This window comes from Tersicoccus solisilvae (assembly GCF_014643255.1).
Taxonomy (GTDB): domain Bacteria; phylum Actinomycetota; class Actinomycetes; order Actinomycetales; family Micrococcaceae; genus Tersicoccus; species Tersicoccus solisilvae.
Genome location: NZ_BMJI01000014.1, coordinates 25,098 through 43,661, shown reverse-complemented (window position 1 = coordinate 43,661; position 18,564 = coordinate 25,098). Strand labels below are relative to the sequence as shown.

General features: G+C 73.8%; 17 protein-coding genes. All 17 read left to right on the top strand.

Translation table 11 applies throughout. The features are described 5' to 3' along the window. The first annotated feature begins 7 nt into the window (after nucleotides 1–7). The 17 genes from IEX22_RS11025 (at nucleotide 8) to IEX22_RS10945 (ending at nucleotide 18,548) form a co-directional block, all read left to right on the top strand. Nucleotides 8–1,753, top strand: coding sequence for a UDP-N-acetylmuramoyl-L-alanyl-D-glutamate--2,6-diaminopimelate ligase (locus IEX22_RS11025; RefSeq protein WP_188668460.1), 1,746 nt, complete (start codon nucleotides 8–10; stop codon nucleotides 1,751–1,753). Then, nucleotides 1,750–3,258 carry a UDP-N-acetylmuramoyl-tripeptide--D-alanyl-D-alanine ligase gene (locus IEX22_RS11020; protein WP_188668459.1) on the top strand — a complete coding sequence of 503 codons (1,509 nt, stop codon included), beginning with the start codon at nucleotides 1,750–1,752 and terminating at the stop codon, nucleotides 3,256–3,258. The genes IEX22_RS11025 and IEX22_RS11020 overlap by 4 nt, the downstream gene beginning before the upstream one ends. Next, nucleotides 3,255–4,361, top strand: a complete 1,107-nt coding sequence (gene mraY / locus IEX22_RS11015; protein ID WP_188668458.1) for a phospho-N-acetylmuramoyl-pentapeptide-transferase — start codon at nucleotides 3,255–3,257, stop codon at nucleotides 4,359–4,361. The genes IEX22_RS11020 and mraY overlap by 4 nt, the downstream gene beginning before the upstream one ends. Then, nucleotides 4,343–5,965 (top strand): UDP-N-acetylmuramoyl-L-alanine--D-glutamate ligase, encoded by a 1,623-nt coding sequence (murD, locus tag IEX22_RS11010; protein WP_188668457.1) that lies wholly within the window; start codon nucleotides 4,343–4,345, stop codon nucleotides 5,963–5,965. Before mraY ends, murD begins: the two co-directional genes overlap by 19 nt. Before the next feature lie 88 nt (nucleotides 5,966–6,053). Then, nucleotides 6,054–7,376, top strand: a complete 1,323-nt coding sequence (gene ftsW, locus IEX22_RS11005; protein WP_188668488.1) for a putative lipid II flippase FtsW — start codon at nucleotides 6,054–6,056, stop codon at nucleotides 7,374–7,376. Continuing rightward, nucleotides 7,376–8,623 carry an undecaprenyldiphospho-muramoylpentapeptide beta-N-acetylglucosaminyltransferase gene (gene murG, locus IEX22_RS11000; RefSeq protein ID WP_188668456.1) on the top strand — a complete coding sequence of 416 codons (1,248 nt, stop codon included), beginning with the start codon at nucleotides 7,376–7,378 and terminating at the stop codon, nucleotides 8,621–8,623. Before ftsW ends, murG begins: the two co-directional genes overlap by 1 nt. Continuing rightward, entirely contained in the window at nucleotides 8,620–10,116 is a 1,497-nt protein-coding gene (gene murC / locus IEX22_RS10995) for a UDP-N-acetylmuramate--L-alanine ligase (RefSeq protein WP_188668455.1), read from the top strand. The genes murG and murC overlap by 4 nt, the downstream gene beginning before the upstream one ends. Beyond that, a complete protein-coding gene (locus IEX22_RS10990; protein ID WP_188668454.1) occupies nucleotides 10,109–10,975 on the top strand; it encodes a cell division protein FtsQ/DivIB in 867 nt (288 codons plus the stop codon). The genes murC and IEX22_RS10990 overlap by 8 nt, the downstream gene beginning before the upstream one ends. A gap of 306 nt (nucleotides 10,976–11,281) precedes the next feature. After that, on the top strand, nucleotides 11,282–12,670 hold the full coding sequence (ftsZ, locus tag IEX22_RS10985) for a cell division protein FtsZ (RefSeq protein WP_188668453.1): 1,389 nt from the start codon (nucleotides 11,282–11,284) through the stop codon (nucleotides 12,668–12,670). 7 nt (nucleotides 12,671–12,677) lie between these two features. Continuing rightward, nucleotides 12,678–13,385 (top strand): purine nucleoside phosphorylase YfiH/LACC1 family protein, encoded by a 708-nt coding sequence (locus IEX22_RS10980; RefSeq protein ID WP_188668452.1) that lies wholly within the window; start codon nucleotides 12,678–12,680, stop codon nucleotides 13,383–13,385. Then, the gene (locus IEX22_RS10975) at nucleotides 13,382–14,152 is read left to right on the top strand and encodes a YggS family pyridoxal phosphate-dependent enzyme (RefSeq protein ID WP_188668451.1); all 771 of its coding nucleotides are present in this window, start codon (nucleotides 13,382–13,384) and stop codon (nucleotides 14,150–14,152) included. The genes IEX22_RS10980 and IEX22_RS10975 overlap by 4 nt, the downstream gene beginning before the upstream one ends. Before the next feature lie 108 nt (nucleotides 14,153–14,260). After that, nucleotides 14,261–14,764, top strand: coding sequence for a cell division protein SepF (locus IEX22_RS10970; protein ID WP_188668450.1), 504 nt, complete (start codon nucleotides 14,261–14,263; stop codon nucleotides 14,762–14,764). 87 nt (nucleotides 14,765–14,851) lie between these two features. Continuing rightward, nucleotides 14,852–15,151, top strand: coding sequence for a YggT family protein (locus IEX22_RS10965; RefSeq protein ID WP_188668449.1), 300 nt, complete (start codon nucleotides 14,852–14,854; stop codon nucleotides 15,149–15,151). A 162-nt stretch (nucleotides 15,152–15,313) separates the two neighbouring features. Further along, the gene (locus IEX22_RS10960) at nucleotides 15,314–16,186 is read left to right on the top strand and encodes a DivIVA domain-containing protein (protein WP_188668448.1); all 873 of its coding nucleotides are present in this window, start codon (nucleotides 15,314–15,316) and stop codon (nucleotides 16,184–16,186) included. A 164-nt stretch (nucleotides 16,187–16,350) separates the two neighbouring features. After that, nucleotides 16,351–17,052, top strand: a complete 702-nt coding sequence (gene lspA, locus IEX22_RS10955; protein ID WP_188668487.1) for a signal peptidase II — start codon at nucleotides 16,351–16,353, stop codon at nucleotides 17,050–17,052. After that, nucleotides 17,049–17,990 carry an RluA family pseudouridine synthase gene (locus IEX22_RS10950; RefSeq protein WP_188668447.1) on the top strand — a complete coding sequence of 314 codons (942 nt, stop codon included), beginning with the start codon at nucleotides 17,049–17,051 and terminating at the stop codon, nucleotides 17,988–17,990. The genes lspA and IEX22_RS10950 overlap by 4 nt, the downstream gene beginning before the upstream one ends. Nucleotides 17,991–18,032: 42 nt before the next feature. Next, nucleotides 18,033–18,548: a hypothetical protein gene (locus tag IEX22_RS10945; RefSeq protein WP_188668446.1), complete on the top strand. Its 516-nt coding sequence runs from the start codon at nucleotides 18,033–18,035 to the stop codon at nucleotides 18,546–18,548. The last annotated feature ends 16 nt before the right edge of the window (nucleotides 18,549–18,564 follow it).

Below are 18,564 nucleotides of genomic sequence, written 5' to 3'. Positions count from 1 at the left end.
GGACAGGATGCCTACTGATCATTCCGCCTCCGACGACGCTGCCCGCGGAACGTCCGGCGCGGCGGCGCTGCGCCCGACCCGGCCCCGGCCCGTGCCGCTCTCCGAGCTCGGCGCGCTGATCGGGGCGACCACCACCGACGGAGCGGCGTGGCCCGGCCCCGGGGCGACGGAGGACCCCGCCGTCACCGGCGTCAGCCTGAACACCGCGCAGACCCTGCCCGGCGACCTGTACGCGGCCCTGCCCGGGGCCCACCGGCACGGCGCGGAGTTCGCCGCCGCCGCGCTCGAGGCCGGCGGCGTGGCCGTACTCACCGACGCCGCCGGCGCCGCGCTCGTCGGCGCGGGGACGGACCGCAGCGGTGTCCCGGTGCCGGTGCTGCTGCACCCCGCCCCGCGCACCGTCGTCGGCCCGCTCGCGCAGCGCGTCTTCGGTCCGGCGCCGACGGACCCGCCGCTCGCGCTGTACGCCGTCACCGGCACGAACGGCAAGACCACCACCACCTACGTGATCAACGCGCTGCTCGAGGCGGCGGGGGTGACCACGGGCCTGATCGGGACCATCGAGATCCTCGCCGGCCGCACCCCGATCCCGTCGGTGCTCACCACCCCGGAGGCGCCCCAGGTGCACTCCCTGCTGGCGCTGATGCGGGAGCACGGCGTGGGGGCGGCGGCCATGGAGGTGTCCTCCCACGCGCTCTCCTACCACCGCGTGGACGGCGTCCGGTTCGACGTCGCCGGCTTCACCAACCTGACGCAGGACCACCTGGACCTGCACGGCAGCATGGCCGAGTACTTCGCCGCGAAGGCGCAGCTGTTCACCCCGGAGCACACCAGGCGGGCGGTCGTGCTCGCCGACGGCGACTGGGGCCGCGCGATGGCCGCGCACGCCGCCGGCCGGCTGGGTGCCGACGCGCTGACCACCCTGCTGGTCGACGACGCCGATCGACCGGACGCCGACCTGCCGGGCGCCGTCTGGCGGGTCGTCGACCCGCGCCGCGACGGCCTCGGCCACCGGTTCACCCTCTCCGGCCCCGACGGCGCACACCTGCACGCCCGCACCGGCCTGCCCGGCGGCTTCAACGTGGCCAATGCGGCCCTGGCGGTGCTCATGGTGCACGCCGGCGGGCTGGACCTGGACGTGCTGCAGGGCCTGCTGGACCGGCCGGACGTGCTCACCCCGCCGGTCCCGGGGCGCATGCAGGTCATCGGCACCGCGCCGCACGCTATCGTGGACTTCGCCCACAACCCCGACGCCCTGGTTCGCGCGCTGGAGGCCACGCGCCCGGACGGCGACGGCCGGCAGCTGATCGTCTTCGGTGCCACCGGTGACCGGGACGCCACCAAGCGGCCGCTGATGGGGGAGATCGCCGCTCGGATGGCGGACGTCGTCATCGTCACCGACGACGACCCGCACGACGAGGATCCCGCGCCCATCCGCGCCGCCGTCCTGGCCGGCGTGCACCGGGCCGTGCACGACGGGGGACGGGCCACCGTCGTCGAGGAGGTGCACCCCCGGGCCGAGGCGATCCGCCGGGCGGTGGCCCTGGCCGGCCCGCGGGACAGCATCCTCGTGGCCGGGCGCGGGCACGAGGTGTGGCAGGAGGTCAAGGGCGTGAACCTGCCGCTGGACGACCGGCAGGAACTGGCCGCGGCCCTGCGCGAGACCGGTCACCCGGTCCACGGCCCGGCCGACGGAGCCGATCCCGATCCCCAGGACGCCCGTCACCACGAGGAAGGCACGACAGAAGCATGATGGACCTCACGGCGTCGCAGATCGCCGCGATCACCGGCGGCACGCTCAGCCCCGGCACCGATCCGGCGACGGTGATCACGAGCGTCGCCACCGACTCCCGCGAGGTCACCGACGGCACCCTGTTCGTCGCCAAACCCGGGGAGGTGGCCGACGGGCACGACTTCATCCCCGCCGCCCGCACCGCGGGCGCGACCCTCGTCCTCGCCGAGCGCGAGACCACCGACGACGCCGGCCGGCCGCACCCCGCCGTCGTCGTGCCCGACGCGGTGGTCGCCATGGGCGCGCTCGCCGCCGACCACGTCGCCCGGCTGCGGGCCGCCGGCCCCCTCACCGTCGTCGGCATCACCGGCTCCGCCGGCAAGACCACGACCAAGGACCTGACCATGGCCCTGCTGGCCACGCTCGGCCCCACGGTCGGGCCGATCGGCTCCTACAACGGCGAGGTCGGGGTGCCCCTGACCGTGTTCACCGCCGGCCCCGGCACCCGGTACCTCGTGATCGAGATGGGGGCCACCCAGCGGGGCAACATCGCCTATCTCGCCGACCTGGTCCGGCCCGACCTCGGCGCGGTGCTCATGGTCGGCACCGCCCACCTGGGGGAGTTCGGCTCCGTCGAGAACATCGTCGCCACCAAGGGTGAGCTGGTCGAGGCGCTGCCCGCGGCCGGCACCGCGGTGCTCAACCACGACGACGAGCGGGTCCGGTCGATGGCGCAGCGCACCGGCGCGGCCATCCTCTGGTTCACCGCCGACCCGCACGCAGGGGAGCTGCCGGAGGCGGCGTCCGCCGTCCGCGCGACCGATCTGCACACCGACGCCGACGGCCACCCCGTCTTCACCCTGCACCTGCCGGCCGGACCCGCCGGCGCGGCGAGCGAGCACGAGGTCCGCAGCCGCCTCATCGGCATCCACCACATCGGCAACCTGCTCGCCTCGGCAGCCCTCGCCCACGCCGCCGGCGTCCCCGGCGCCGACATCGCCGCCGTCCTGACCAGCAGCGGCGCCGTCAGCCGCTGGCGGATGGAGCGCACGGACCGGGCGGACGGCGTCACCGTCATCAACGACGCGTACAACGCCAACCCCGACTCCATGCGGGCCGCGCTGCGCACGCTCGCGGCCCTCGGCGCCGACTCCGGGCGGCGCACCTGGGCCGTGCTGGGCGCCATGCTCGAGCTGGGGGAGGACTCCATCGCCGAGCACGACGCCGTCGGCCGGGCCGCGGTGCGGCTGAACATCGCCCAGCTCGTCGTCGTGGGGGAGGGCGCGCGGGCGATGCACACCGGCGCCGTGATGGAGGGTTCCTGGGGCGACGAGTCCCAGTGGGTGCCCGACGTCGCCGCGGCCGAGGCGGTGCTCGCGGACCGCCTGCGGCCCGGCGACATCGTGCTCGTCAAGTCGTCCAACGGGGCCGGGCTGCGGCACCTGGGCGATCGGATAGCATGGGGGCCGATGAGCAGCCAGGACACGGACGAGGGGCCCGCCGCCCCGGAGGTCCCCGCACCGTGATCGCCCTCATCCTCAGCGGTGGCCTGGCCCTGCTCTTCTCGCTGGTCGGCACGCCGCTCTTCATCCGCCTGCTCGTGAAGCGCGGCTACGGCCAGTTCATCCGTGACGACGGGCCCACGTCGCACCACACCAAGCGCGGCACCCCGACCATGGGGGGCACCGTCGTCGTCGCCGCCGTGCTGGTCAGCTACCTGCTCTCGCATCTCATCGTCTTCCTGCTCAACCCGCGCACCGAGGGGCCGACGATCTCCGGCGCCCTGCTGCTGTTCCTCATGTGCGCCATGGGCGGGGTCGGGTTCCTCGACGACGCCCTGAAGATCTCCAAGCAGCGCAGCCTCGGCCTGACCGCCGCCGCCAAGCTGATCCTGCAGGGCGTGATCGGCATCGTCTTCGCCGTGATGGCCCTCGGCTTCCCCGACGCCAACGGGGTCACGCCGGCGTCGACGGCGATCTCCTTCGTCCGGGACACGCCGTTCAACCTCGCGTTCGCGGGGCCCGCGCTCGGCGTCGTGCTCTTCGTGGTCTGGGCGAACCTCATCGTCACGGCGACCACGAACGGGGTGAACCTGACCGACGGGCTCGACGGGCTCGCCGCGGGCGCCTCCATCATGGTGTTCAGCGGCTACCTGGTGATGGGCTTCTGGCAGTACAACCAGAACTGTGCGTCCCCGCGCATCGCCCACGGCGCCTGCTACACGGTGCGGGACCCGCTGGACCTCGCCATGCTTGCCGCGGCCCTGATCGGCGCCCTCGTCGGCTTCCTCTGGTGGAACACCTCCCCGGCCAAGATCTTCATGGGCGACACGGGCTCGCTGGCGCTCGGTGGCGCGGTCGCGGCGTTCGCGGTGCTCTCCCGCACCGAGCTGCTGCTCATCGTGCTCGCCGGCCTGTTCGTCATCATCTCCCTCTCCGTCATCCTGCAGGTCGGCTTCTTCAAGCTGACCCGCGGCAGACGGCTGTTCAAGATGGCCCCGCTGCAGCACCACTTCGAGCTCAAGGGCTGGGCCGAGGTGACGGTGGTGGTCCGGTTCTGGATCATCTGCGGGCTGTGCGTCGCGGTGGCCGTCGGCATCTTCTACGCCGAATGGGTGGCGCTGGCGTGAGCACGCCCGGCCAGTCGCCGACCGACTCCCCGAACACCGACTCCGCCCGCACTGATTCCCCACGGACCGGGGCGCTGCGCTCGTGGGACGCCGACTGGGCCGGGCTGCGCGTCGTCGTCGCCGGCGTCGGCACCGCCGGGTTCGCCGCGGCGGACACCCTGATCGAGCTCGGGGCCGTCGTCGTCGTCGTCGACGCCGCCGACACCGACGCCAGCCGGCAGGCCGCGGACACGCTGCGCATCGTCGGCGCCCGGGACGTCCTGCTCGGCCCGGACGCCGCCGGCACGCTGCCGGTGATCGACGGCGAGGAGCCCGAGCTCGTCGTGGTCTCCCCGGGCTGGCGGCCCACCGCCCCGCTGCTGCGCGCCGCGGCCGCGGCGGGCGTGCCCGTGTGGGGCGACATCGAACTGGCGTGGCGGCTGACCGAGCGCGCCGGCCGGAAGACCCCGGTCTGGCTGGCCATCACCGGGACCAACGGCAAGACCACCACGGTCGGGATGACCGAGGCGATCCTGCAGGCGGCCGGGCTGCGCGCCATCGCCGTCGGCAACGTCGGCACGCCGGTCCTCGACGCCCTGCGCGACCCCGTCGAGTACGACGTGCTGGCCGTCGAGCTCTCCAGCTTCCAGCTGCACTACAGCCACAGCCTCTCGCCCCTGGCCAGCGTGTGCCTGAACATCGCGCAGGACCACGTGGACTGGCACGGCTCCTACGACGCCTACCGGGCCGCGAAGGCGAAGGTGTACGAGCGCACCCGCGTCGCCTGCGTGTACAACGCCGAGCAGGCCGAGACCGAGCGGATGGTCGAGGAGGCCGACGTCGTCGAGGGCGCCCGCGCGGTCGGGTTCACCACCGGCGCCCCCGCCCTGAGCATGCTCGGCATCGTCGACGGCCTGCTCGTGGACCGCGCGTTCATCGAGGAGCGCCGCACGAGCGCCGCCGAGCTCGCCCACGTCTCCGACATCGGCGACCTCGTGCCGCGCCACCAGGTCGCGAACGCCCTGGCCGCCGCCGCGCTGGCCCGCGCCGCCGGCGTGCCGCCCGTGGCCGTGCGGGACGGGCTGCGGGCCTACCAGCCCGGCGCCCACCGGATCCAGGCCGTGGCCACCCGCGACGGCGTGCTCTGGGTCAACGACTCGAAGGCCACCAACCCGCACGCCGCCGACGCCTCGCTGGCCGCGTTCCGCCCCGTTGTCTGGATCGCCGGCGGCCTGTCCAAGGGCGTCGTCTACGACGACCTGGTCCGCCGCCACCGCGACCGGCTGCGCGCCGTCGTGCTGATCGGCGCCGACAGCGCCGACCTGCGGGCCGCGCTGGGGCGACACGCCCCCGATGTGCCGGTCCTCGAACGCGGCTCGGGCGAGACTGGAACCGGGCAGCCCGCCGACGGCCCGGTCGGCACGGGAGCCTCGACCGGACACGACGTCATGGCCTGGGCGGTCTCCGCCGCCGCCGCGACGGCGACCGACGGGGACACCGTGCTGATGGCGCCGGCAGCTGCCTCGATGGACCAGTTCGTCTCCTACGCCGAGCGCGGCGACGCCTTCATCACGGCGGTGCGGGCACTCGTCACCGGCGAGAACGCGGCCGGCGACGCCGTCTGACGTCGTCGGCCGTCCGGCCGATGCAGGCCCGTCCGGCCGGGACGACGACACCGGCACCCTCGCCCGCAGACAGGAGTTCTCCGTGGTCATGACGCCCCCGCGGCACCAGGCCCCCCGCACCGGCTCGGTCGCCGCCGCCCGGCCCGCCGGCCCCCGGCCCGCAGCGGCTCACGTGCCCCGCTCCACGGCGCTGCGCCTGGTGGCCGGGATCTGGGCCAAGATCGAGGACCGCGATCAGCGGTCCGGCAACTCCAGCTACTACCTCATCCTCGGCTCGGCCCTCGCGCTGACCGCCGTCGGGCTGCTCATGGTGCTCTCGTCCTCCGCGGTCGAGGCGATCGCCGAGGAGGGCTCCTCCTACGCCCTGTTCCTCAAGCAGGGCATGTTCGGCATCGTCGGCATCACCGGCATGTTCGTGCTCAGCCGGCTGCCGGTGCGGTACATCAAGATGCTCGCCTGGCCCGCCATCGGTCTGGCCGTGCTGCTGCTCGTCGCGATCTTCACGCCGCTGGGCTACGAGGTGAACAACAACCGCAGCTGGCTGCGCCTGGGCGGGTTCACCGCTCAGCCGTCCGAGGCCGCCAAGTTCGCGCTGTGCCTGTGGATGCCCCTGATCCTCGCCCGCAAGGGCGCTCTGCTGCGGCGGCTGCACCACGCCCTGATCCCGGTGCTGCCGATCGCGGCCCTCATCGTCGGCCTCGTGGTGCTCCAGCACGACCTCGGCACCGCCCTGCTGCTGATGTTGATCGTGGTCGCCACCCTCTTCTTCGCGGGCGTGCCCAAGCGGCTCTTCGTCATCGCGGGCGTGATCGCCGCGGTGGGCGCCGGCGCGCTCGCCCTGAGCAGCGGCAACCGGATGTGCCGGATCACCGGCTGGCTCGGCGGCAGCCAGTGCGTGGGCATCAACGACCAGGCCGACGCCGGGCTGGGCGCCCTGGCGTCCGGCGGCTGGTGGGGCCTGGGCCTGGGCCAGAGCCGGCAGAAGTGGTTCTACATCCCCGAGGCGCACAACGACTTCATCTTCTCGATCATCGGCGAGGAGCTCGGCCTGGTCGGCACCATCGTCGTGCTCTGCCTGTTCGGCATCCTGGCGATCGCCATCCTGCGCGTGATCATGCGGCACACCGACCCGTTCGTCAGGATCACCTCGGGCGCCATCCTGACCTGGATCCTCGGCCAGGCCTTCGTCAACATCGCCATGGTCACGGGCCTGCTGCCCGTGATCGGGGTGCCGCTGCCGTTCATCTCCAACGGCGGGTCGTCCCTGGTGGTCGTGCTGTGCGGGATCGGCGTGGTGCTCTCCTTCGCGCGCACGCGGCCGACGCCGCGGCGCTTCGGGGTCACCGGTTCCGCGTCCGCCCGCCTCCCGCTGCTCACGCCGGCCGGAACGACCGGACGGGGTCGCGGCTGATGCGCGCACCGAGCATCGTCCTGGCCGGCGGCGGTACCGCCGGGCACGTGTCCCCCCTGCTGGCCATCGCCGACGCCCTGCGCGCCGCCCGCCCCGACGCGGACCTGCTCGCCGTCGGCACGGCCACCGGCATGGAGACGCGCCTCGTTCCCGCCGCCGGGTACCGGCTGGCCACCATCGATCGGGTGCCGCTGCCGCGCTCCCTCTCCGCGGACCTGCTCCGCCTGCCGACCCGGCTGGCCCGGGCGGTCCGGCAGGCCGGCGACCTGCTCGACGCCGCCCACGCGGACGCCGTCGTGGGCGTCGGCGGCTACGTGTGCACCCCGCTCTACCTCGCCGCCCGCCGCCGCCGCGTGCCGATCGTGATCCACGAGGCCAACGTCACCGCCGGCCTGGCCAACCGCGTCGGTGCCCGGTTCGCGGCGTCCGTCGGCACCGCCTTCGCCCAGACGGCGCTCCCGCACGCCCGGCTGGTGGGGATGCCGATGAGTCGTACCATCGCGGATCTGGACCGATCGGGGGCCCGTGCCGCCGCCCGCGCCAGGTTCGGGATCGACCCGGACGCTCGCCTGCTCGCCGTCACCGGTGGCTCCTCCGGCGCGGCGTCGCTCAATCGCGCCCTGGTGAGCGCGCTGCCCGCCCTCGCGGCGGCCGGCATCACCGTCCTGCACGTGACCGGCCGCGGCAAGCGCGCCGAGTCCGCCCCCGGGATCCCCGTGGCCGGGTCCCACTACACGCAGATCGAGTACGTCGACGGGATGGCCGACCTCTACGCCGCCGCCGACCTGCTCGTCGCCCGCGCCGGCGCCGGCACCGTCAACGAGGTCGCCGCCGTGGGCCTGCCCGCCGTGTTCGTCCCGCTGCCGCACGGCAACGGCGAACAGGCGCTCAACGCGAGGTTCCTGGTCGACGCCGGGGCCGCGCTGATCGTGCGCGACCACGAGTTCACGGCCGACTGGATCGGCACCCACGTGCCGGAGCTGCTGCACGACGACGCGCGGCTCGCCGGGATGGCCGCCGCCGCCGCGGACCTGGGCATCCGGGACGCCGACCGGGCGATGGCGCGACTCGTCCTCGACGCCGCCGGCCGGCATGCCTCCGCCTCCCCTTCACCCTCCCCCTCCGCCAGGTCGTCAATAGATGCACACCGGACCCCGGAATCCGGGCCCGATGCAGCATCTATTGACGACCTGGCGTCGGGTGGGGCGTCGGGTGGGGACGGCGACGGGGGAGGGGTCACCCGATGAGCGCGCCCGACGCCCTCGCCGAACTGGGCCGGGTGCACCTGATCGGTATCGGCGGGGCCGGAATGTCCGCCGTCGCCCGGATCCTGCTCGCCCGCGGCGTGCCGGTCAGCGGCTCCGACGCTCGTGAGTCCCCGGCCGTCACCGCGCTGCGCGCCCTCGGCGCCACCGTGCACCTCGGGCACGAGGCCGCCCACGTGGCCGGGGTCGACACCGTCGTCGTCTCCACCGCCATCCGGGCGACCAACCCCGAGCTCGCCGCCGCCCGCGCGGCCGGGCTGACCGTGTTGCACCGGTCCGAGGCCCTGGCCGCCGCGATGGCCGGCACCGACGTCGTCGCCGTCGCCGGGACGCACGGCAAGACCACCACGACGGCGATGGCCACGGTGCTGTTGCGTGAGACCGGGCGCGACCCGTCGTTCGCCATCGGCGGCGACGTCTCCGCTCTCGGCGTGAACGCCGCCCACGGGTCGGGCGGCATCTTCGTCGCCGAGGCCGACGAGTCCGACGGGTCCTTCCTCAATTACCACCCGCGCGTCGCGGTCGTCACCAACATCGAGCCGGACCACCTGGACCACTACGGCACCCCGGAGGCCGTGCACGCCGCGTTCGCGGACTTCGCCGCCCTGCTCGGACCCGGCGACACCCTGATCGCGTGCCGCGACGATGCGGGGTCGGCCGCCCTGGCGGCGTCGGTGCGGTCTCGCGTCGACGCGCCGACGGTGCTGACCTACGGCACGACGCCCCGGACGGATCCCGCGCACGACGCGCTGATCGAGGACATCGCGCCCGCGGGGACCGGCAGCCGCAGCCGGCTCACCCTGCCCGGCGGTGACCACGTCGACCTGGCGCTGCGGATACCGGGCGAGCACAACGTGCGCAACGCCGTCGCGGCCCTGCTCGCCGGCACGGTCCTCGGCGTCGGCGCGGGGGAGGGGAGCGCGGCCCTGGGCACCTTCACCGGGGCCGGCCGCCGGTTCGAGTTCAAGGGCGCCTCGCCCGACGGGACGATCCGCGTCTACGACGACTACGCGCACCACCCGACCGAGGTCGCCGCTGCCCTCGCGGCCGCCCGCGCGGTTGCCGGCGACGGTGCCGTGCACGTGCTCTTCCAGCCGCACCTGTTCTCCCGCACCCGGATCTTCGCCGCCGAGTTCGCCGCCGCCCTGGCCGCGGCGGACCGGGTCACGGTGCTGGACATCTACCCCGCCCGCGAGGAGCCCGAACCGGGGGTGACCAGCGCGCTGATCACGGAGCGGTTCGCCCCCGGCGCCGCCGTGTCCCTCGAGTCCGACCCGGGGCGCGCCGTCCGCGATGCGGCCGCCGCCGCCCGGCCGGGCGACCTCGTCCTCACGGTCGGCGCCGGGGACGTCACCGCCCTCGGCCCCCGACTCGTGGCCGCCCTCGGCACCGCCACGACACCCGCCTCGGCCCCGGCGACCACCGCGCCGGCCCCCGACCCGACCACGCCCGACCCGGAGACCGATCATGAGTGAGCGCACCCCGCGCGAGCGGGACCGCGGCCCCTACCGCTCCGAGATCCGCATCGGCGCCACCGGCAAGGTCAGCCTGCTCGAGCCGGACCGGCCGAGCACGTCGACCCTGCTGGGCGAGGGACCGGCGGACGAGTCGACGGTCCTCGACTTCCCCGGCACCGACCGCCGCCGGCGACGCCGGGGCTGGCTGTTCGGGGCCGCCGTCACGCTCGTCCTCGTCGCCGCGCTGATCGCGGTGCTCGTCTTCTCCCCGGTGCTGGCCATGCGCCACGTCAGCGTCTCCGGCAACCGGCTGACCACGTCGAAGGCGGTCTCCGACGCGCTCTCCTCGCTCCAGGGCACCCCCCTGCCGCAGATCACCCGCGACGAGGTGCGGAACCGGCTCGCGTCGATGCCGGCCGTGGAGGACGTCTCCGTCGAGGCACGGCCGCCCTCGACCCTGGCCGTCACGGTGCACGAACGCACGCCCGTGGCGATCCTGAAGGAGAACGAGAAGTACCTGCTGATCGACCAGAACGGCACGCAGTTGGCCACCGCCACCGAGCGCTCGGCCGTCTCGCTGCCGATCATCGACGGGGGCACCGCCGTGATCGGCAAGGACGTGTTCCGCGCGATCACCGCGGTGCTCGCGGCACTGCCCGCCGACGTCCTGGCCAAGATGGAGCACGCCTCGGCGACGTCGGTCGACTCCGTCGAGCTGACCCTGCTCGACGGCAAGAAGGTGGTGTGGGGCAACTCGTCGCAGCGTGAGCTCAAGGCCAAGGTGCTGGCCGCGCTGATCGCCCGGCCGCAGGATCCCGACACCCCGGCGGTGCAGACCTACGACGTCAGCACGCCGTCCCGGCCCGTCACCCGCTGAGCGGCGGGCACAGCGCCGACCGCGTCATCTTCGAGGACACGCCGATCATCGTGTTTGCTCGCGGCGGGCCCACCGCCTACCGTTCTTCACGACGTCGAACTTGACATAACTCTAACCTTCAAGCTGAGGGTTAAGGTCGCGGACCTCGGCTTCGTGTCGCACTCGAACCCCGTGCGAGCATGGAGGCGCAGCCGTGGCCCTGAGCACTCGCACTCCGCGCGCACCGGCGTCGGAGCGCACCGCAAGGCCAGGCATCGGACCGCGAGTCCGGCACGGCGAGGAACGAACGAACAAGGGATCGAGAACGTGGCAGCACCTCAGAACTACCTGGCCGTCATCAAGGTCGTCGGTATCGGCGGCGGCGGAGTCAACGCCGTGAACCGGATGATCGAGGTGGGATTGCGCGGTGTCGAGTTCATCGCCATCAACACCGACGCGCAGGCCCTGCTGATGAGCGACGCCGACGTCAAGCTCGACGTCGGGCGGGAGCTGACCCGCGGCCTCGGTGCCGGCGCGGATCCCGAGGTGGGCCGGAAGGCCGCCGAGGACCACGCGGAGGAGATCGAGGAGGTGCTCAAGGGCGCCGACATGGTCTTCGTGACCGCCGGCGAGGGCGGCGGCACCGGCACCGGCGGTGCCCCGGTGGTCGCCCGCATCGCGCGCGGCCTCGGTGCCCTGACCATCGGCGTGGTGACCCGTCCGTTCACGTTCGAGGGCCGTCGCCGCTCCAACCAGGCCGAGTCCGGCATCGACACGCTGCGCGACGAGGTCGACACGCTCATCGTGATCCCGAACGACCGGCTGCTCTCCATCAGCGACCGCAACGTCTCCATGCTCGACGCGTTCCGCTCCGCGGACCAGGTGCTGCTCTCCGGTGTCCAGGGCATCACCGACCTGATCACCACGCCGGGCCTGATCAACCTCGACTTCGCGGACGTCAAGTCCGTCATGCAGGGCGCGGGCTCGGCCCTGATGGGCATCGGCTCCGCCCGCGGCGAGGACCGCGCGGTCAAGGCCGCCGAGCTGGCCATCGCCTCGCCGCTGCTCGAGGCCTCGATCGACGGCGCCTACGGCGTGCTGCTCTCCATCCAGGGTGGCTCCGACCTCGGCCTGTTCGAGATCAACGAGGCCGCGCGCCTGGTCCAGGAGGTCGCGCACCCCGAGGCCAACATCATCTTCGGTGCCGTCATCGACGACGCGCTCGGCGACGAGGCCCGCGTCACCGTCATCGCCGCGGGCTTCGACAGCCCCGACAACGACGACGACCGCGCCGCCTCGGCCGCCTATGCCGCGAGCCAGATCGGTTCGGCCCCGGCCGCTCCGGCCCGCTCCGGTGGCCAGTCCGCGCAGTCGCGGCCGTCCGCCTCGAGCCGGCCGGCTCCGTCCCGGCCGTCCTCCCGCCCCGCCGCGCCCGAGCGACCGGCCCCGGCCGTCCCGCAGGGCCAGAACGGCTACGGCTACGGCCAGAACGGCGCCGGCAACGGCTACCGTGAGGGCGGCCAGGAGCCCGTTCCGGCGTACGCCCCCGACGACCTCGGCGGGAACGGCGCCGGCTCGTCCGCGGGTGGCCAGGGACGGCACGGCCGGCCGTCCGATGACGGCGGCTACGACGAGCTCCCGGCCGTCGTCGAGCCCGGCCCCGGCCAGGGGACGCGCCGCGGTGACGACCTGGACGTGCCGGACTTCCTCAAGTAGTCCGTCGATGTTCCATCACCGGGAGCAGATCGCGGCCGGGACCTGGGTCGGTTTCACCGACGCCGGGGCCGGCAACCTGGCCAGCCGCCTCGGCGGTGACCCGGCGGCGGTGGCCCGCAACCGGGCGGCCCTGCTCGCGGAGATGGGCGTGACCCGTGGGTCACTGCGGTTCATGCACCAGGTGCACGGCACCGCGGTCCACCGGCTCGGCCCGACCGAGGCCCCCGGTGTCCCGGTCGCCGACGCCCTGGTCGACGGGTCCGGGACCAGCGCCCTGGCCGTCCTCGTGGCCGACTGCGTGCCGATCGTCCTCGTGGCCGAGCGCGCCGACGGGACGACGGCGACCGCCGTGGCGCACGCCGGTCGCCGGGGCGCGGCCGGGGGCATCGCGACCGCCACCGTGCAGGCCCTCCGGGCCGACGGCGGCGAGCGGATCCGCGCCTGGCTCGGCCCCGCCATCTGCGGCTCCTGCTACGAGGTGCCGGCCGAGATGCGGGCCGAGGTGGACGCCGTGCTGCCCGGGTCGGCCGCGACCACCCGCGACGGCACGCCGGGCCTCGACCTGCGCGCCGGTCTCGAACGGCAGCTCCGGGCGGCCGAGGTGGAGGTCACCGTGGTCCCCGGCTGCACCCGGGAGAGCGAGGACCTGTTCTCCTACCGCCGGGACGCCGGCACCGGGCGGACCGCCGGCCTGGTCTGGCACACCCGTCCATGACGGAGGAACCCGTGACGGTCGACCCGGGGCCCGACGCGCGCACCGAGGACCTGCGGGCCCGCCTGGGCGCGGTGCAGGAGCGGATCGAGCGCGCCACCCGTGCCGCCGGCCGCTCGGACCGGCCCGCGCTCATCGTCGTGACCAAGTTCTTCCCGATCGAGGACGTGCTGCGTCTCGCCGAGCTCGGCGTGCGCGACGTCGGCGAGAACCGGGATCAGGAGGCCTCCGCCAAGGCCGACGCCGCGGCCGCCCGGGACGCCGGACGAGACCTGCGCTGGCACTTCATCGGGCAGCTGCAGAGCAACAAGGCGCGTTCCGTGGTGCGGTACGCGCGCAGCGTGCACTCCGTGGACCGGGTCTCCCTGGTGCGCGCGCTCGGCCGAGCCGTCGCCGAGCACCGGCCCGCCGATCTGGGCCCGCTTGCGTGCTGGGTCCAGGTCGACCTCGGCGCCCCGGCTGCGGAGCCGGCCACCGGAGCCGGCCACGGCGGGGCCGCGCCCGCCGACCTCCCCGGGCTCGCCGACGCCATCGCCGGCACCGACGGGCTGACCCTCGCGGGGGTGATGGCCGTCGCGCCCCGCGGCGCCGACCCCGGCCCGGCGTTCGCCCGGCTGGCCGGGATCGCTGCCGACCTGCGCCGCTCCCACCCGTCCGCCGCGGGGATCTCCGCGGGGATGAGCGCGGACCTGGAGAGCGCCATCGCGCACGGGGCGACACACCTGCGTGTCGGGTCCGATGTTCTCGGCCCCCGCCCGGCCGTGGGGTAGCGTCGCAGACATCAACCCACACCGGCACGGACCACCGGGAATCCGGCAGGAACGGTGCCATCGGGTGGGGGCACGGATCGACGCGCACGACGCACAAGGGAGATGTTGATGGCCGGGACGATGCGGAAGGCAATGGTCTACCTCGGGCTTGCCGACGGCGATGAGGACTACGACGCTCCTGCCCCGGCGCAGCGTCAGGAGCCCGCCTACGCGGAGCCCGAGCGCGAGACGCGACGGGAGTCCTCCCGCCCCGTTCCCGGCAGCGACGACTACCGCGCGCCGGTCACGCCGATCAAGCGGGCCACGTCGTCGCGTGAGGAGAGCACCGAGTTGCACCAGATCACCACGGTCCACCCGCGCTCCTACAACGACGCCAAGATCATCGGCGAGAGCTTCCGCGACGGCATCCCCGTCATCATGAACGTCACCGACATGGGGGAGTCCGACGCGAAGCGGCTCGTCGACTTCTCCGCCGGCCTGGTGTTCGGCCTGCACGGCAGCATCGAGCGCGTCACCAGCAAGGTGTTCCTGCTCACCCCCTCGACCGTCCAGGTGCTGGGCGAGGAGAAGAAGCCGGCGGACACGACCGCGGGCTTCTTCAACCAGAGCTGACCACCGGGCCGCTCTCCGGCCCCGCCTCGGTGGAGCCGGTAGAATCCTCGCGACCGATATGCCAGCGATGAGGGATGTGCGCCTGAGGTGAGTCTCGTCTTCGGAGTGATCTACGTCCTCCTCCTGTTGTTCCTGCTCAGCCTGCTGATCCGCCTGGTCTACGACTGGGTGCAGATGTTCGCCCGTGGTTGGCGTCCCCAGGGGGCGTCCCTCGTGCTCGCCTCGGCGATCTACACCGTGACCGATCCGCCCGTGTCGTGGTTGCGCCGCACGATCCCGCCGCTGCGCCTGGGAGCGGTGTCCCTGGACATCGGCTTCCTCATCCTGCTGTTCGTCACGGGCATCCTGATGAGCATCGCCTCCGGTCTGGCCCACTCGTTCGCCTGACGAGCGAGCGCCGGAACCGCCCGGCGATGGCCGTCCACCCGCGGTCCCTCGCGTACAGTGGGGAGATGGCCGCCGCGTCGCTGCGTGCCCGCCCGCGTCCTTCGCACGCGGGCCCGGAACCGGCCGACGCGAGATCCGTACATCGACAAGTGAGGTGATCTGATGGCTCTGACGCCCGAAGACGTCGTCAACAAGCGTTTCCAGCCGACCAAGTTCCGCGAGGGCTACGACCAGGACGAGGTCGACGACTTCCTCGACGAGGTCGTCGTCGAGCTGCGCCGCCTGAACCAGGAGAACGACGAGCTGCGTCAGCGCCTCGCCACCTACGAGACGGGCACCGGCCAGGGCGGCGCGGGCATCCGCCCCGCGACGGCCAGCGACGCCGCCACCGCGAGCACCCCCGTCGAGACCACGACGGGTACCGACGCGTCGGCATCGGACGTCCCGGACGGCCAGCCCACCGACACGCAGGCCGACGCCGACACGCAGGCCACCGACACGCAGGCCGACGCCGGCACCGACCACGCGGTCGAGGGCGACCAGAGCAGCGCCATCGCGTCCACGCCGAGCGGCACCGACGTCACGGACACCGACGTCACCGGCACCGACGCGTCGGACGCCGACGTCACCGGCACCGACGTCACGGACGCCGACACCGCCGTCCCGGCGACGTCCGCGGCTCCCGTCACCGCGAGCGCGTCGACCGGCACGACGCCGGCCGCCGACAACGCGGCGGGCCTGCTCGCCATGGCGCAGCGCATCCACGACGAGTACGTCAACTCCGGCATCGAGCAGCGCGACAGCATCATCGCCGAGGCCCAGAGCCGGGCCGACGCCATGATCTCCGACGCCGAGGAGAAGCGCAGCCGCACGCTCAACGAGCTCGCCGAGCAGAAGTCCGCGCTGGAGAACCAGGTCGAGCAGCTGCGTGGATTCGAGCGCGACTACCGTTCGCGGCTCAAGGAGTACATCGAGTCGCAGCTGCGCGACCTCGAGACCACCGGCTCGATCGAGCAGCCCTCCGACACCGTCTGACACCGACACCGTCCGTGGTCGGCGACGCGACGCCCGTCCCGCCGCCGATCCGGCCGATGCACACCCGGCGCGGCCGGCGTGGGGCGGCACCGCCGCTCGATGCCGGCCGCGCCGTCGGCACGTCGGCAGTCCCGACCCCCACCCGGCGAGGAAACAGCACCATCATGATCGACGGCGACGACGCCCGCCCCACCGCTGCCGCACCCACCGCCGCGACCCCGGTCGCGGGGGCCCCGGGCGCTCCCACCCCGGGCGAACCGGCGTCGTCCGCCACCGGAGCGAGCGACGGCGCTCCGGCCCGGCGCAGGCGATACGTCCTGCTGCTGCTCGGGTGCGCGGCCGTCGCGTGGGTGCTCGACCAGGGCACCAAGCTGTGGGTCCTCGGCACCATGACCGAGGGCCAGGTCACCCCCGTCCTGCCGCCGCTGCTGCACTGGCGCTTCATCCGCAACTCCGGAGCCGCGTTCTCCCTCGGGGAGGGGTACACCGGGGTGTTCACCCTTGTCATGGTGGCCGTCGCGCTGCTCATCCTGATCGTGCTGGTACGAAAGGTGCGGTCCTGGTGGTGGGCGATCGCGCTGGGCCTGTTGCTCGGCGGCACCCTCGGCAACCTCACGGATCGGCTGTTCCGCGACCCCGGCTTCGGCACGGGCCACGTCATCGACTTCATCGCCCTGCCGAACTTCGCCATCTTCAACCTCGCCGACTCGGCGATCGTCGGCGGTGTCATCACGCTGTGCGTGCTCACCCTGATCGGCATCGGGATCTCCGGCCAGCGCGGGACGGCCGCCGGCCGGGCCACGGGGGAGGCCGCCACCGACGGCGGATCGGCCACCACGGACGACGAGCGGGCCGACCCGCGATGAGCACCGCGGACCTGACGCCCACCCCGGTGCGGGTTCCCGCCGACGTGCAGGCGGAGCGGGCCGACGCCGTCGTCTCGGCCCTGCTGGGCATCTCCCGGTCCGCGGCCGCCGGGCTGTTCGCCGGTGGTCACATCCGTCGCGGCGGTCACCCGCTGGCGAAGTCCGACCGGCTCACCGGCGGCCAGACCATCGAGGTGACGGTCCCCGACCGGGAGGATCCGGCGCGGATCCGGCCCGAAGCGATCGACGACATGGGCATCCTCGCCGACACGGAGGACTACGTCGTGGTGGACAAGCCGCCCGGCGTCGCCGCGCACCCCTCACCCGGCTGGGTGGGCCCCACCGTGGTCGGGGGACTGGCCGCCGCCGGCTACCGCATCTCCACCTCCGGCGCGCCCGAACGGGCGGGCATCGTGCACCGGCTGGACGTGGGCACGTCCGGGGTCATGGTCGTCGCCAAGACCGAGCGGGCGTACACGCAGCTCAAACGGGCGTTCAAGGAACGCACGGTGGAGAAGGTCTACCACGCCCTCGTCCAGGGGCTGCCCGACCCCATGGCCGGCACCATCGACGCGCCCATCGGGCGCCACCCCGGCCACGACTGGAAGTTCGCGGTGATCTCCGACGGCCGTCCTTCCGTCACCCACTACGAGACGCTCGAGGCGTTCGGCCGCGCCACCCTGCTCGAGGTGCACCTGGAGACCGGGCGGACCCACCAGATCCGCGTGCACGTCTCCGCACTGCGGCACCCGTGCGTCGGGGACCTGACCTACGGCGCGGACCCGCGGCTGGCGGCCGAGCTCGGCCTGACCCGGCAGTGGCTGCACGCCCGCCGCCTCGGCTTCGACGACCCGGCCACCGGCGAGCCGGTCAGCGTCGAGAGCGCCTACGCCCCCGACCTGCAGTATGCCCTGGACGCGCTCCGTGACCACTTCTGAGTCGGCCCTCCCCGGGCCGGGCGATCCGCGCGAGGAGCCGCCGTGGCCTCGGTGAGCTTCGGGCTCAATCGCCGCCGGGTCCGCCGCCAGTACGCGACGGCGGTCCTGGTGTGCGCCGCCGTGCTCGCCGGCTTCATCACCCTCGCCCTCGTCCTGGGCGAGGAGCTGGCCGGTCCGGGCCACAGCTCCCTGCTCATCATGGCGCTCGGCACCGGCATGTTCGTCACCGCCATCACGCTCATCGTTCTCGCCACCCGGCTCTTCGACCTGCGCAGCACCCCCGCGCGGGTGACGGTGGACAGCCGCGGCATCTGGATGGGGGAGACCTACTACTCCTTCACGGATCTGCGGGCCGTCGCCGTCACCCCCGCCGACCGGGGCCGTCCCCGACGTCGCCGGCTGGTCCTCACCCCGCTGGACGAGCACCGCGTCGTCTACCGGCTCGGCGCGACCGCCACCGACGAGACGATGGAGGCCGACTACCGGCAGTTCGTCCAGGTGCTCACCACCGCCGTCGCCGCCCACCCCAACCTGCCGCCCATCGCCCTCCTGGACTGATCCCCCCACCGCAGCT

Bases quoted from the DNA above. Each gene is read 5' to 3' on its own strand.
- IEX22_RS11025 (WP_188668460.1), top strand. From the start codon at position 8: ATGCCTACTGATCATTCCGCCTCCGACGACGCTGCCCGCGGAACGTCC.
- IEX22_RS11020 (WP_188668459.1), top strand. From the start codon at position 1,750: ATGATGGACCTCACGGCGTCGCAGATCGCCGCGATCACCGGCGGCACG.
- murD (WP_188668457.1), top strand. From the start codon at position 4,343: ATGGGTGGCGCTGGCGTGAGCACGCCCGGCCAGTCGCCGACCGACTCC.
- ftsW (WP_188668488.1), top strand. From the start codon at position 6,054: ATGACGCCCCCGCGGCACCAGGCCCCCCGCACCGGCTCGGTCGCCGCC.
- murG (WP_188668456.1), top strand. From the start codon at position 7,376: ATGCGCGCACCGAGCATCGTCCTGGCCGGCGGCGGTACCGCCGGGCAC.
- murC (WP_188668455.1), top strand. From the start codon at position 8,620: ATGAGCGCGCCCGACGCCCTCGCCGAACTGGGCCGGGTGCACCTGATC.
- IEX22_RS10990 (WP_188668454.1), top strand. From the start codon at position 10,109: ATGAGTGAGCGCACCCCGCGCGAGCGGGACCGCGGCCCCTACCGCTCC.
- IEX22_RS10980 (WP_188668452.1), top strand. From the start codon at position 12,678: ATGTTCCATCACCGGGAGCAGATCGCGGCCGGGACCTGGGTCGGTTTC.
- IEX22_RS10975 (WP_188668451.1), top strand. From the start codon at position 13,382: ATGACGGAGGAACCCGTGACGGTCGACCCGGGGCCCGACGCGCGCACC.
- IEX22_RS10970 (WP_188668450.1), top strand. From the start codon at position 14,261: ATGGCCGGGACGATGCGGAAGGCAATGGTCTACCTCGGGCTTGCCGAC.
- IEX22_RS10960 (WP_188668448.1), top strand. From the start codon at position 15,314: ATGGCTCTGACGCCCGAAGACGTCGTCAACAAGCGTTTCCAGCCGACC.
- lspA (WP_188668487.1), top strand. From the start codon at position 16,351: ATGATCGACGGCGACGACGCCCGCCCCACCGCTGCCGCACCCACCGCC.
- IEX22_RS10950 (WP_188668447.1), top strand. From the start codon at position 17,049: ATGAGCACCGCGGACCTGACGCCCACCCCGGTGCGGGTTCCCGCCGAC.